The organism is Pectobacterium punjabense (assembly GCF_012427845.1).
Lineage (GTDB): Bacteria > Pseudomonadota > Gammaproteobacteria > Enterobacterales > Enterobacteriaceae > Pectobacterium > Pectobacterium punjabense.
Genome location: NZ_CP038498.1, coordinates 1,123,470 through 1,136,784, shown reverse-complemented (window position 1 = coordinate 1,136,784; position 13,315 = coordinate 1,123,470). Strand labels below are relative to the sequence as shown.

At 51.7% G+C, this 13,315-nt stretch carries 12 protein-coding genes; 3 read left to right on the top strand and 9 right to left on the bottom strand.

Translation table 11 applies throughout. The annotated features are described in order from the left end of the window. Window positions 1-19 precede the first annotated feature (19 nt). The 9 genes from recC to rppH all read right to left on the bottom strand — a co-directional run bounded on the left by recC (window position 20) and on the right by rppH (window position 10,343). Window positions 20-3,418 (bottom strand): exodeoxyribonuclease V subunit gamma, encoded by a 3,399-nt coding sequence (gene recC, locus E2566_RS05150; protein ID WP_107168123.1) that lies wholly within the window; start codon window positions 3,416-3,418, stop codon window positions 20-22. Window positions 3,419-3,478: 60 nt separating this feature from the next. Then, window positions 3,479-3,871 (bottom strand): prepilin-type N-terminal cleavage/methylation domain-containing protein, encoded by a 393-nt coding sequence (locus E2566_RS05145; protein WP_107168124.1) that lies wholly within the window; start codon window positions 3,869-3,871, stop codon window positions 3,479-3,481. Continuing rightward, the gene (locus E2566_RS05140) at window positions 3,858-4,313 is read right to left on the bottom strand and encodes a YgdB family protein (RefSeq protein ID WP_205942452.1); all 456 of its coding nucleotides are present in this window, start codon (window positions 4,311-4,313) and stop codon (window positions 3,858-3,860) included. Before E2566_RS05140 ends, E2566_RS05145 begins: the two co-directional genes overlap by 14 nt. Beyond that, window positions 4,310-4,936, bottom strand: coding sequence for a prepilin peptidase-dependent protein (locus tag E2566_RS05135; protein WP_107168223.1), 627 nt, complete (start codon window positions 4,934-4,936; stop codon window positions 4,310-4,312). The genes E2566_RS05140 and E2566_RS05135 overlap by 4 nt, the downstream gene beginning before the upstream one ends. 8 nt (window positions 4,937-4,944) lie before the next feature. After that, window positions 4,945-5,448 (bottom strand): prepilin peptidase-dependent protein, encoded by a 504-nt coding sequence (locus E2566_RS05130; RefSeq protein WP_107168125.1) that lies wholly within the window; start codon window positions 5,446-5,448, stop codon window positions 4,945-4,947. Window positions 5,449-5,626: 178 nt separating this feature from the next. Further along, window positions 5,627-6,421, bottom strand: a complete 795-nt coding sequence (thyA, locus tag E2566_RS05125; protein ID WP_107168126.1) for a thymidylate synthase — start codon at window positions 6,419-6,421, stop codon at window positions 5,627-5,629. 36 nt (window positions 6,422-6,457) lie between these two features. After that, window positions 6,458-7,324: a prolipoprotein diacylglyceryl transferase gene (lgt, locus tag E2566_RS05120; RefSeq protein ID WP_107168127.1), complete on the bottom strand. Its 867-nt coding sequence runs from the start codon at window positions 7,322-7,324 to the stop codon at window positions 6,458-6,460. A gap of 226 nt (window positions 7,325-7,550) precedes the next feature. After that, on the bottom strand, window positions 7,551-9,797 hold the full coding sequence (gene ptsP, locus E2566_RS05115; protein WP_107168128.1) for a phosphoenolpyruvate--protein phosphotransferase: 2,247 nt from the start codon (window positions 9,795-9,797) through the stop codon (window positions 7,551-7,553). A gap of 12 nt (window positions 9,798-9,809) precedes the next feature. Continuing rightward, complete coding sequence (gene rppH, locus E2566_RS05110; RefSeq protein WP_107168129.1) at window positions 9,810-10,343, bottom strand: RNA pyrophosphohydrolase; 534 nt, start codon at window positions 10,341-10,343, stop codon at window positions 9,810-9,812. A 696-nt stretch (window positions 10,344-11,039) separates the two neighbouring features. Between rppH and mutH the strand changes: the two genes are divergently transcribed. The 3 genes from mutH (at window position 11,040) to E2566_RS05095 (ending at window position 13,306) form a co-directional block, all read left to right on the top strand. Continuing rightward, window positions 11,040-11,732 carry a DNA mismatch repair endonuclease MutH gene (gene mutH / locus E2566_RS05105; protein ID WP_107168224.1) on the top strand — a complete coding sequence of 231 codons (693 nt, stop codon included), beginning with the start codon at window positions 11,040-11,042 and terminating at the stop codon, window positions 11,730-11,732. 109 nt (window positions 11,733-11,841) lie between these two features. Continuing rightward, window positions 11,842-12,060: a YgdI/YgdR family lipoprotein gene (locus tag E2566_RS05100; RefSeq protein WP_205541359.1), complete on the top strand. Its 219-nt coding sequence runs from the start codon at window positions 11,842-11,844 to the stop codon at window positions 12,058-12,060. Window positions 12,061-12,265: 205 nt separating this feature from the next. Then, window positions 12,266-13,306 carry an NADP(H)-dependent aldo-keto reductase gene (locus E2566_RS05095; RefSeq protein ID WP_107168131.1) on the top strand — a complete coding sequence of 347 codons (1,041 nt, stop codon included), beginning with the start codon at window positions 12,266-12,268 and terminating at the stop codon, window positions 13,304-13,306. The last annotated feature ends 9 nt before the right edge of the window (window positions 13,307-13,315 follow it).

The following is a 13,315-nucleotide window of genomic DNA, read 5'->3' as shown; positions in this document are numbered from 1 at the left end:
TCTCTTCCAAACCAGCCTATCAAGCCAGATTAGAGCGGAACGGTGGCAGTAGCCAGATTTGTGCCGCTTCAACCACTTCATTCATTCGTTTTTCATCCAATTCACGAACAATGCGTTGTAGGTAATAATCTTCGCCTTCTCCCCGCATTCCCATATTGCCCTGCCAGGCTTGCAGCAAACGGGCACGTGCTTTGTTCTGCACCTCTTCATCCGACCGTAGGCTATCACTTTCACGATCATAGCATTCAGCTAACCACGCACTCCCTGCTTTATTGAGCAGTAATAGCGGCTTACTCATTCCCTGACGATAGCCATCCAACATGACGGCCAGCTGTTCTCTGGCTTGCGCTTCCGATAAGGCAGCAAAGCGCCACGCAGTGTCTTCACGCCCATACAGTCGACTTTCTCCCTGCCCGCCCGCCGCACAGTAAGCCAGATGTTCCAGCCACAGCGTAATACCATCTTTCATGGAAAGCGTACCTGGACGCCAGCGCAACAAACCATCCGGCTGCACCTGATTCAGCCAGCCGCTGATGCGTACACCGTCAAGGATAATGTCGACTTCCCGGCTCCCCGACAGCATTGGCGTTAACTCATCACGCACGCGCGCAGCCAGTTGTGCCATATCCTGCTGTTGTTCCTGCCAGTATATTTCACCGAATGCGCCATAGGGTAGTTCACCCGCGGCTCTGGCACGACGATACAGTTTTTCCGTATCACCTTCATTAATCAAGGTATTAAGCAGCTCGCTATTCAATTGGTAGCGGTTAAGGCTATCAACCACAAAGGGCTCTTCATCCAACAGTTCGTCACTGTGCAGCATAAAACTCACACCAAGTCGCAGTTGAAAGAAGGCTCGAACAGGGTGACGATAGAAACGTTTCAGATCGTCCAAACTGACATGGTTATCGCCCGCTCTTTCAGAGAGCGCTTCGCGATCAAAATCAGGCTGAGCTTCTCCTTTTCGGTTCGCCGCCGCCAACCATTCTGCCGCAAAGCTCAACGGCTGCGGTGCCGACAGGAAATTATTCGCATCAAAAGGCATACGGGTATGTTCACGGCAGAGGTGCTTCACGACACGTTCTGCACTGCTATCGATATCCAATGCTTCATCACCCGGCAGGACATAACTCTGTGCAATATATTCCGTCAGTTCACTGACCAATACTGAAGGATAGCGGCGCGTATTATCCTGAATCGATCGCCCGATATAGCTGATATAAAGCTTGTTCTGCGCCGACAAGAGCGCCTCAAGAAACAGATAGCGATCGTCGTCACGTCGGCTACGATCACCACGTTTGATTTTTCGCCCCATCAGATCGAACCCAAGCGGCGGGAGCGTTCGTGGGTAAACACCATCGTTCATGCCCAATAAACACACGACCTTAAACGGGATGGAACGCATCGGCATCAGCGTACAGAAATTGATAGATCCGGCCAAAAAGCGCTGGCTAAGTCGCTCCTGATCGAGACGCCGTGACAGTTCATCACGCAATCGGGAAATCGACACTTGCTGCGGATAATGCGCCATCGTGCCCATGCTAATGACGTATTGCCACTGCTTTTCAACCAATGCCAGCGCCGCTTCGGTCTCGCTGTCAGCATCAAAGAAGGTTTCGATCAGCTCTCGACAAAGCGGTAACCAATCGACAAGTACGCGCGATTGAGACAGACGCTGGCGCCATTGATGGATCTGCATCAGCAGTTCAGCCAGTTGGCCGGCCAGCTCCGCAATCAGACCGCTAGACTCATCGTAAGGCAGTACCCCCTGCCAATCACCGACCTGACTGTCCATCGCATAGCCCAACAGCATTCTCGTCAGGCCAAAACGCCACGTATGCTGACCCGTTGGTGGCAGCATCAGATCGCGCACGTTGTCGTCATCCAACCCCCAACGGACGCCCGACTCCACCACCCACAGGCGCAAGCGCCGCAACCCTTCTTCCTGAATACCGAAACGAGCGGCCAGTGCGGGCACTTCAAGCAATGCCAGAACCTGCTCTGCCGTAAAACGGCTTGTGGGTAAATCCAGCAAGCTGATCACCGCTTGCAATGCGGGATGCGCATGTCGCGCGCGCTGATCAGAGATGGCAAAAGGCAGGTAGCGATTATCCGGCGCGTTGCCAAACACCGCCTGAATGAACGGCGTATAGCCATCAATGTCCGCCATCATCACAATGACATCACGCGGCATCAGCTCAGGATCGTCCGCCATCATAGCCAACAGCCGATCGTGCAGCACTTCAACCTCACGCTGCGGACTATGGCAGGTGTGAAAATCAACCGAACGATCGTCAAGCGCCAACCGACGCTTTTTCGTGCTGCTGTTTTGTGTTTCGTGACTAACGGCTACGACCGCGTGGTCTTCCAGTTCAAGAATATCGCGCTGCAACGTTTGCAGCAGATTTTTGCCATCCGACTCAACAAAAGCATCGATCTCCTGCACGTTATCCAGCTCAGCCAGCAGATAAAGGTTATCGCGCCCCAGTTTGCCCCACGATGCCAGCAACGGGTTATTAATCGACTGTTTACCGTCGTCATTGAACAATGTTTCTGCCTGTGAGAGATCGCGAAATAGTGGACGAGTTTCATCCGTCTGCTCGCCGTCAAAGCGATGTAAGCGCCGGTTGCGGGCTTTTAGCTTCGCCAGAAATTTATAATCCTGAATGTCACTCCAATAATGGCGGCAGGGATTGGTAAACAATAGGTGCACATCAATGTGTCGTGCCAGAGCGTTCAACGCCTGTAGATAGATAGGGGGGAGCGCTGAAATACCGCAGATAAAAACGCGTGGCGGCAGACCCTTCGGACACACTTTTGCCCGATCTAACGCGTTGATAAAGCGTTGGTACAGAATCGCATGGTGCCATTCAGGCTGAGCTAGATCACGTGTGTAGTCCACCAGCGCACGCCACAGCGCCGACTGCCAAAGTTGGTTACCACCGAGATCGTCAACCTGTTTCCCCTCTTGCCATGCTTTGATCCACTCAGGGCGATAAATCAGGTATTGATCGAAAAGGTCCGCCACGCGCCCGGCCAGTTGATGCAGCTTGCGCTGGTTATCATCATCCTGCAAATAGTGATTAAGCGCCGCAAAATCAGGCTGTGCCAGTAAATCAGGCAGCAAATGCATGAGCTTCCACGTCATCGCATCCTTGCTGAAGGCACTTTCTTTTGGAATATCTGACAGCACATGGCGACACATATTCCACAAGAAAACGCCGGGCAATGGGAATTGGATATTGGCAGCAATACCAAAATCCCCAGCCAGTTCAATTTGCAGCCACTGCGCCATCCCTGGGCTTTGCACCAAAATCACTTCCTGTTGGAAAGGGTCCGCAAGCGGCTGACGTTTTATCAGCTCAACCATCAGTTCTTTCAAGATATCCAACTGGTTGGAGTGATAGATTCTAAACATTCTGGCTCCTGCTCGCCGCGACTTACGATTTATAATTCATAGTTTACTCACACGCGCCGACTAAACGGGCGATAGCGGGCAAAACCAACGGTTCAGTGTAGCCTGATAGCGACGTGGCGTCATGACCCTTACGGTTACCTGGCGGCACTCACCGTACTGTAACTGCTCTGACAGGCTAATTTGCCAGTTTTTACTTGAGAAAGACGTCGTATTACCTGGATCGGATGGATGATACGGTACGCCCGCTTCATAAGCCTCCAGTTGCTGCATCGCAAACCGCCAGGCCTGACGCTGCTGCCACTGATGCTGAAATGACTGCTGCAAGATCTGGTGATATTGCAATAATCCCATCAGCGAAACGGCAAACAGCAGCGCCGCCACAAGCGTCTCCGGCAGGCTAAAACCGGTTTGATGATTCACGAATCTGTTGTTAACTGCACTATTCCGTTGCATCACAGCGTGTCACCTCCTTATCAGGGCAAAAGTCCAGCCAGCCGTTACCCCATGGTTGAATCGCAATCTTACCCGACGACAGTGCCGAGAATGACACACGTTGGTATAACCTCAACGGCCGTGCCAAAGTGGGGAATGTCCCTTCACCACGCAATAACCCTTGCTCCCCATCAGAGGCCATACGCAAGCACACCACAAGTTGCTCTGCCGATAATTGCTGACACTGCCAGCTTTCCGTTATCGTATTCCAATGCTGCCCTCTTCCCCAGTTCAACGAAGACAATGCCTGATTGAAGGCTCGCAGATAATGTCTCTCATCGTTTCCCGTTTGAATGGCTGCATCGAGCTGACGCTGCAAACCGGACATCAACAGCAGGCCAATAATAGCGATCAACATCACCATAGCCAGTGTACCGCTTCCCTTTTGCGATCCTTTCTTCATTGGTTACGCCTCAGTATCAGGCGGGTAATATGTTGTCGAACAGCAGGACGCTTGATCCAATAACCGGCCAGTTGCAGTTCATACAACGCCACTCCGTTTTGTGCAGCCAGACGCCGTAGCTGGAACACCGTCAGCGCCACCTCCTGCGGATCAAACAGCTTCTCCCACCTGTCTCCCTGACAGTTATGCGCACCACTCTGAATCTCCAATGACCGACTACGCAGGCGATAGCCAAAAGATTCCGCATCCTGTTGTTCCCCGCCATCCCAAGCCCCATTCCGGTTCAGATCGTAAGAGACATTCAGACAGCTATTTTCCGCCTCCCCTGGATAATTCCCAATGCTTATCGCTTTTCCTTGGCACGAACCCGCACAAAAACCTGCCCGACGGATGTCTTTCTCAATTCCCATCGCCACCTGACTGAACAACTGCTCCAGCCGAAAACGCTGTGCGCTATCCTGACTTTGGCTACGCAGCAGCGGGTACAACTGTGCTGCCGATAGCATAATCAGACTCCCTAAGCTCAGCGCTAATAGGACTTCCGGCAGTGTGAAACCGCGCTGTTCACACCTTCTCCCAGCAGGCTTCAACGCTGCTTCCCTTAACACGATCTGTTGCAACATGATCTGTTTCAACATAAGGGAATCGCCAAGACAGCTTGCGACTCGCTGCACAGGCGCATGCGTCCCCTCACCGAAATAACAAGACGTAGTCGCCCTGCCGCGTTCGACAACGAAATGTGCCCAGCCTGTGCGGCGTTACGCAAGCCAAAGAACGTAAAAACATGGCTTGTGAACGTTGCCAACACCACATCCTGTGAACGACGAACAAACTGCCTAGGGTGGTTCTCGTGGCACACATCCTCAACCTGTTTTTCACTCTGCCCAATCACGATGCACCACAGCACCCCATGCTGTTGAAGCTTCACCGTCTGGGTTTCGTTATGCCAATAGGCATTCGCCTGAACCCGACTCAAGAAGTCCAGTAACTGCTGCGCACTCTGCTCCAGACGGATTGCCTGCTGATACTGAACCCAGCCATGCAGGCCACCGCCCGCCATCAGCGCCACAATCGTCAGCACCACCAATAATTCGAGCAAGGTAAATCCCCGCGGTTGTCTATTCCCTGTTTTCATGGCGTCAGGATAGTGAACCCTTTCAATAAAAACAGTGTGTTAACGGCGTTACTCGCGGCAGCTCGCAATGTTTTATTGCAACGATGTAACAACAGAAAAAACGTGCGGGGAGGTAGGAAGTGAAGAGCAATAACAAAAAGGGCCGCATTATGCGGCCCTGAAGAAATGGTGGGAGACTTTAGATAGCAACAGGGGCTTTGATGGCGGGATGCGGATCGTATCCCTCGATTTCAAAGTCTTCGAAGCGGTAGTCGAACAGCGTATCCGGGCGGCGCTTAATCACCAGTTTAGGCAGCGCGCGCGGTTCACGGCTCAACTGCAAGTGAGTCTGCTCCATATGGTTGTTGTACAGATGCGTGTCACCCCCTGTCCAGACGAAATCGCCGACCTCCAGATCGCATTGCTGCGCCACCATATGTACCAGCAGCGCATAGCTAGCGATGTTGAACGGCAAGCCGAGGAAGATATCGCATGAACGCTGATAAAGCTGGCAAGAGAGCTTGCCATCTGCCACGTAGAACTGGAAAAACGCGTGGCATGGTGCCAACGCCATTTTGTCCAATTCACCTACGTTCCAGGCAGACACAATAATACGGCGAGAATCTGGATCTTGTCTCAATTGGGTGAGGACATTCTTCAACTGGTCGATCTGGCGGCCGTCTGCGGCTCCCCAAGAACGCCATTGTTTACCATAAACCGGCCCCAAATCACCGTTCTCATCTGCCCATTCGTCCCAAATGCTGACTTTGTTTTCATGCAGATAAGCAACGTTAGTATCGCCATTCAGGAACCAGAGCAGTTCATGGATAATCGAACGCAGGTGGCATTTTTTGGTGGTAACCAGCGGAAATCCGTCCTGCAAGTTGAAACGCATCTGATGGCCGAAAATAGAACGCGTGCCCGTACCGGTACGGTCGGCCTTCGGCGTGCCCTCTTCAAGCACTTTTTTCATCAGATCCAGATACTGTTTCATACTACCTCACCACAAAAATTAAAGAAGGACGACGGATTATTGCTGTGCAGGCTGACGGCGATAAGCCCAGACCATCATCAGAACACCAGCGATCACCATCGGCAGCGACAGGATTTGCCCCATGCTGAAAAGGTCGCCGAATAGCCCCAACTGCGCATCCGGCTGACGGAAGAATTCGGTAATAATTCTGAACGTACCGTAACCAATCAGGAAAAGCCCTGACACGCTGCCCATCGGCCGAGGTTTACGAATAAAGAGATTCAAAATGATAAACAGAGCCACGCCTTCCAGCATCATTTGATACAGCTGAGAAGGATGACGCGGTAGCATACCGTACTGGTTGAAAATCGTCTGCCATTGCGGGTTGCTAACGGCCAGCATCATATCTTCGCTGCGCGAGCCAGGAAACAGCATGGCCCACGGGGTATCCGTTGTGACACGCCCCCACAGTTCACCGTTGATAAAGTTGCCCAAACGGCCAGCACCGAGTCCGAAAGGAATCAGAGGTGCAATAAAATCAGCGACCTGGAAGAAATGGCGTTTGCTCCGGTGAGCGAACCACAGCATGACGCAGATAACGCCCATTAAGCCACCGTGGAACGACATGCCGCCATCCCAGACTTTGAACAGATAGAGCGGGTTTTCAAGAAATGACGGGAAAGCATAAAACAGGACATAGCCCAGACGCCCACCGACGAAGACCCCAAGGAACCCCATATACAGCAGGTTTTCGACTTCGTCCTTGGTCCAACCGCTACCCGGTTTATTCGCCCGGCGCACCGCTAACCACATGGCAAATACAAAACCCACCAGATACATCAGCCCATACCAGTGCAGCGCCAGCGGGCCAATTGAGAAAATCACTGGATCAAACTGAGGAAACGCCAGATAGCTTGTCGTCATCATTCACCACATATTTTATTGTGTTATGCCCGCTTGCGGGATCGTCATTGATAGGCAAAAGGCAGGAGAATGAATTCGTTCCTGCGAACCGCGGTGGCGAATCATAGCATACGCACCCGCGCTCGTTGACTTCACACGGGAAAAGTTCTGTAAAACATTTATGCGTCGTTAAACATTTATTCGCAATTAAATAGCGATGTATCCGTAGAGTTCGTCTCGCGACGAATTAGCGCCCGCCACGAATCAGCCCCCCCAACCCGCGTTCTTCCATGAAAATCGCCGCCCACTGTCGGACCTCCGTTGCGCTTTGCGCGCTCAGTAACTGCTTCACTAACGCCTGCGATTCAGACAAGGTAATTTGGCGCAGCAGGTATTTAATTCGCGCCACGCTGCGTCCGTTCATACTGAGCGAACGATAACCCAGCCCGGTCAACAGCAGTGCACCAAGGGCTTCCCCCGCCATTTCGCCGCACACGGAAAGCGGAATGTTATGTCGTTCGCACTCAACGGCGATCATCTTCATCGCCTGCAACATAGAAGGGTGCAAGCTGTCATAGAGCGACGCGACGTGGGCATTGTTACGATCCACCGCCAGCAAATACTGCGTCAGATCGTTGGTGCCAACCGAAACAAAATCGATACGGGAAGCTAGGTGAGGAAGCAGGAATAGCATCGACGGTACTTCAATCATGATCCCAATACGCGGTTTAGGCTGCGGGAAGCCCAATAGTTCCTCTACCTCGCCTGTAGCCTGATCGATCAGGCGGCGCGCTTCACTGATTTCATCCAGGCTGCTGATCATCGGCAGCAGGATATTGAGATTGCCAATATGCGCATTAGCACGCAGCATGGCACGTACTTGGATCAGAAAGATTTCAGGCTGATCGAGCGTAATACGAATGCCGCGCCAGCCGAGACACGGGTTTTCTTCGCTGATCGGCAAATAAGGCAGTGGCTTATCCGCACCAATATCCAGCGTGCGCAGCATCACAGGGCGTGTAGGATAAAGCGCCAGCATGCTTTGGTATTGCGCCATCTGCTCATCTTCAGACGGAAACCCGCTTTGTAGCATAAAAGGGATTTCAGTACGGTACAGCCCAACACCATCAACCTGATTGATAAAGCGTTTTTCATGTTCGGCGCTTAATCCCGCATTCAACATGACCTGAATGCGTTCACCGCTTTTCAGCACCGCAGGCTGCTCCATTTCACCTTCAGCCAGACGAGTCAGCTCATTTTCTTCCGTCAGCAAACGCTGGTATTCCTGAACCAGAACAGGCTCAGGATCGACCAGCAGCTCGCCGCGATAGCCGTCAATGATCAACTGTCGCTGATGCAGTAAGTCTGGCTGAATGTCCGCGCCAACCAGCGTCGGAATACCCATGGCCCGCACCAAGATCGCCGCATGCGAATTGGCGGCACCATCATAAACAACGACGCCCGCTAACCGCTCCGGCGGCAATTCTGCCAGCAGCGTAGCCGTTAACTCGTCCGCCACGAGGATGAAACGCTCAGGCCATTGCCCCATGATTTGCGCATTATCGTCGAGGTGAAACAGCAGTCGTTGCCCTAACGCGCGCAGATCGCCCGCACGCTCGCGTAAGTAGGTATCCTGCAAATTGGTGAATTGCGCAGCGAAGCGTTCAATCACCAGTTTAACGGCCCACTCAGCGGCGTTCCCCGCGTCCACTTCCAGAAACAGTTCCCGTTTGAGCCGCGCATCATTCAGCAAGTGTGAGTACAAGTCGAAAATCGCCGCGCTCTCTTTTTGCGCGCTGGCGCTGAAGCGTTTGCTAAAACGACGGAATTCCGCCGTCGCCTCTTCTAACGCCTGCGTTAAACGAGAACGCTCGCGTTCGCTGTCCAAACTCGATGCGGGAAAAACCTGTTCCAGAGAAGGCTGGGTACAATCCTGCCAGCCGGGAGCAATCGCCACGCCGGGTGCAGCCACCAGCGCTTTGACGCGCGTCTGGCGGTATTGACCAAAGAGCGTTTTTATCTGTGAAAGGGAAAGAATCGCGGCCATCTGCGTGGCCAGCGTTACCATGAATGATTCTTCGTTTTTATCAAATTGACGATGTTCGCGCTGTTGAACCACCAGCACGCCCAACAGATGACGACGATAAATAATGGGAACGCCAAGAAAAGAGCGAAAATGTTGCTCTTTCACCGCGGGGATGAATTTAAAGCTGGGGTGCGCACGCGCGTCGGCCAGATTGATGGGTTCAGCGCGTTGCCCGACCAGCCCAACAATACCTTGCCCAAATGCTAGCGTAACCGTGCGTCCGCGCGGTTTCTTCAACCCGCGCGTCGCCATCAGGTAATAGCATTGACGATCGTGATCGGCCAGATAAATGGAACAGACTTCCGTGTCCATAGCCTGACAGGTCTCATTGACCAGAATGTCCAGCGCATCACTAAGGCGGGCCGTTGCCGCAACATTTTCGACAATTTCTCGCAAGCGCGTGAGCATAATGTGCCTGAATTACCCTCTTTTTCGCCGGGGACCGGGTGGGGGTGCCATCCGAACCGCAGCACTCTCCTGAAGCAGGATCACCGGGTTGATAAATTCCTTCATCACGCGACGATACACATCTCGCTTAAAAGAGACGACCTGACGTACCGGATACCAGTAACTCACCCAGCGCCAACCATCAAACTCAGGTGTGCCGCTGCTCTGCATATTGATATCCGACTCATTACACATCAACTGTAGCAAAAACCATTTTTGCTTTTGGCCGATACAGACCGGTTTTGTATCCCAACGCACCAAACGCTTTGGTAATTTATAGCGTAACCAGTTACGGGTAGATGCCAATACGCGCACATCCTTTTTTCTTAACCCGACTTCTTCAAACAGTTCGCGGTACATCGCCTGCTCGGCACTTTCACCGGGGTTAATTCCCCCCTGCGGAAACTGCCAGGAGTGCTGACCATAGCGCCGGGCCCACATCACCTGCCCCTGCCGATTACAAATTACAATACCAACGTTTGGGCGGTAGCCATCATCATCGATCACCGGACTACCTCAATAAACATCAATGCAAAGATGACCTGATTGTTTCACACTCCCGTCAGGCGGTAAACCACTGCTTAGAAAGCATGTGACACTAATAAAATTAAGATAACCCACAGATAAGATCAAAGTTATAAACATGTGAAGACCATAACCTGCAATTTATTCACTTTTTCTGTGGACATCTTTGTGCAGAACCCATGAAGAAGTGAGTAAAACTCATTTTTCATGAAGAAATAAAATTACTAGAAATTTAAAAATAGTTCTTTTTATTCATTAAATTAAAAGCAACCCAAGCCCAAAGCACGCCCCCTTGCTGTTTGTTCAAATGGCGTCCAATGCAAGATTGGTGAAAGATCGCACTATGCCGATTTTATCCACAGGGAATGCCTCAAACTCAGGCAATAAATAGGCAAACACAGTAAAAATGCCGGGAGTCAAGGCTGTAAATGGAACCAGTAATTCATGTTTATGTGGGTTATCCAAGATATCTGTGGATAACCTAGTGTAAAATCCTGTTTATTGTCGGTGGTTATACGTGCACAGTTTGCAAAGCTGCATTCAGTGATCGCCATCACACTGAAAAAAAACGCTACGAATCATGCTATTATTGCTTTTCTCCACAATCTTATGGGCTGTGTGTTTGTCTTTTCCATTTGTTGTATTTTTTTTGAGCGAAAAAATATCGAGCGATATCCTATGAATTCACCCTCAGTTCACACAACAGCGCCGCAAAATGAGCAAGCCTTGCAGGAACGTGCGCAGTCCCTCGCAGGTTATAACCTCGCGGAATTGGCCAACCTCGCTCGTCTGCCCCTTCCTGCCAACCTAAAACGTGATAAAGGCTGGATTGGCGTGTTGCTGGAACGTTTTCTGGGTGCAAGCGCAGGCAGCAAGCCCGAGCAGGATTTCCCAGATATTGGCATTGAGCTAAAAACTATCCCTATTGATGAACAAGGCAAACCGCTGGAAACCACCTTCGTTTGCGTCGCACCGTTAACAGGTAATAGCGGCGTAACCTGGGAAAGCAGCCATGTGCGGCATAAGCTCGCCCGAGTTTTGTGGATTCCGGTAGAAGGTTCGCGTCACATCCCTCTTGGGGAACGTCGAATCGGTACACCGTTGATATGGAGCCCCAGTGAAGAAGAAGAAGAGCAACTGCGCTGTGATTGGGAAGAATTGATGGATTTGATCGTGCTTGGCAGGGTAGAAAGTATCACCGCCCGGCATGGTGAAGTGCTGCAACTCCGCCCCAAAGCGGCAAATAGCAGGGCATTAACAGAAGCGATTGGCGAATTTGGTCAGCCGATTTTGACCTTACCGCGCGGGTTCTATCTGAAGAAAACCTTTACTGCGCCATTACTGGCTCGTCATTTTATGCAGGTCGAGTGATACATAATTAATGCCTTCCAAACGCATTTTTTCCATTATTCCTACGTTATCCCCCGCGCCCCTTTGCTAGACTCACCTTAAGCGTTAGATTTCTTTATGGATTAATACGATGAAAATACAGATGAAAATGGCGATAACACTGGCCTTACTATTCACCCTTGCGGGCTGTTCCAGTGACTATGTGATGGCAACAAAAGAGGGGCAAATGCTCCTGACACAGGGGAAACCCGTGTTAGATAAAGATACCGGGCTGCTTAGCTATACCGATGAGCAAGGCAATCAGAAACAAATCAACAGCGATCAAATTTCTCAGATCGTACAGCGCTAAGATCGCTGTCAGCCCGAAACGCCGCACATCGGGCTGCACCATCAAGAATAATCCGAAAAGGATAGCAGAAGAGACTTCCCCACTCGCCACGGCTTCGTTTATAGTCGAATTCAGGTGTGTCTTCCCAAACTCATTGGAATCGCAGCAAATCATGCGGAGATGATGGGAAATACGCCTGCTATTTTCAGACATAAGGAAGCTGGCAATGCAATATCACCGTATTCCCCATAGTTCTTTAGAAGTGAGCGTGCTGGGTCTTGGTACGATGACCTTTGGCGAACAGAACAGCGAAGCAGACGCTCATGCCCAGTTAGATCACGCCATTGCCGCAGGTGTTAACCTGATTGACACAGCAGAAATGTACGCCGTTCCCCCACGCCCGGAAACGCAAGGGTTAACCGAGAGCTATATCGGTTCCTGGCTGAAATCCCGTGGTGGACGCGAGAAATTGATTGTAGCGAGTAAAGTCTCAGGTCCTGTGCGCGGAAGCGATCACAGCATTCGCCCACAGCAGGCGCTGGATAGAAAAAACATCCGCGCAGCGCTGGATGCCAGCCTGCAACGCTTGAATACTGACTATATCGACCTCTATCAGTTGCATTGGCCGCAGCGCCAGACCAACTGCTTTGGCAAGCTTAACTATCAATATACTGACGACAAACCCGTCGTGACGCTGCTGGAAACGCTGGAAGCGTTAAATGAACAGGTGCGTGCCGGTAAAATTCGCTATATCGGCGTTTCCAACGAAACCCCATGGGGCGTGATGCGCTACCTGAATTTGGCGGAAAAACACGATCTGCCGCGTATCGTATCGATCCAGAACCCTTACAGTCTGCTGAATCGCAGTTTTGAAGTCGGCCTGGCGGAAATCAGCCAGCATGAAGGCGTCGAACTCCTCGCCTATTCATCGCTGGCGTTCGGTACGCTGACGGGTAAGTACCTGAATGGCGCAAAACCTGCCGACGCGCGCAACACGCTATTCAGCCGCTTCACGCGCTATACCGGCCCGCAAGCTCAGGCAGCCGTTGCCGAGTACGTCGCGCTGGCACACAAACACGGTTTGAACCCGGCACAAATGGCATTGGCGTTTGTGCGTCAACAGCCGTTCGTCGCCAGTACGCTGCTGGGTGCGACCACGCTGGAGCAGTTACAAATCAACCTCGACAGCCAGAACCTGACGCTGGATGGCGAGATCCTTGACGAATTGGAAACCATCCACCGCCGCTTTACGTTCCCGGCGCCGTAATACATAGCG

What these genes read in the sequence shown, in the direction of transcription:
- lgt (WP_107168127.1), bottom strand. Translation starts at nt 7,324, where the DNA reads ATGACGACAAGCTATCTGGCGTTTCCTCAGTTTGATCCAGTGATTTTC.
- E2566_RS05095 (WP_107168131.1), top strand. Translation starts at nt 12,266, where the DNA reads ATGCAATATCACCGTATTCCCCATAGTTCTTTAGAAGTGAGCGTGCTG.
- E2566_RS05140 (WP_205942452.1), bottom strand. Translation starts at nt 4,313, where the DNA reads ATGAAGAAAGGATCGCAAAAGGGAAGCGGTACACTGGCTATGGTGATG.
- E2566_RS05145 (WP_107168124.1), bottom strand. Translation starts at nt 3,871, where the DNA reads ATGCAACGGAATAGTGCAGTTAACAACAGATTCGTGAATCATCAAACC.
- ptsP (WP_107168128.1), bottom strand. Translation starts at nt 9,797, where the DNA reads ATGCTCACGCGCTTGCGAGAAATTGTCGAAAATGTTGCGGCAACGGCC.
- mutH (WP_107168224.1), top strand. Translation starts at nt 11,040, where the DNA reads ATGAATTCACCCTCAGTTCACACAACAGCGCCGCAAAATGAGCAAGCC.
- E2566_RS05135 (WP_107168223.1), bottom strand. Translation starts at nt 4,936, where the DNA reads ATGTTGCAACAGATCGTGTTAAGGGAAGCAGCGTTGAAGCCTGCTGGG.
- recC (WP_107168123.1), bottom strand. Translation starts at nt 3,418, where the DNA reads ATGTTTAGAATCTATCACTCCAACCAGTTGGATATCTTGAAAGAACTG.
- E2566_RS05130 (WP_107168125.1), bottom strand. Translation starts at nt 5,448, where the DNA reads ATGAAAACAGGGAATAGACAACCGCGGGGATTTACCTTGCTCGAATTA.
- thyA (WP_107168126.1), bottom strand. Translation starts at nt 6,421, where the DNA reads ATGAAACAGTATCTGGATCTGATGAAAAAAGTGCTTGAAGAGGGCACG.
- E2566_RS05100 (WP_205541359.1), top strand. Translation starts at nt 11,842, where the DNA reads ATGAAAATACAGATGAAAATGGCGATAACACTGGCCTTACTATTCACC.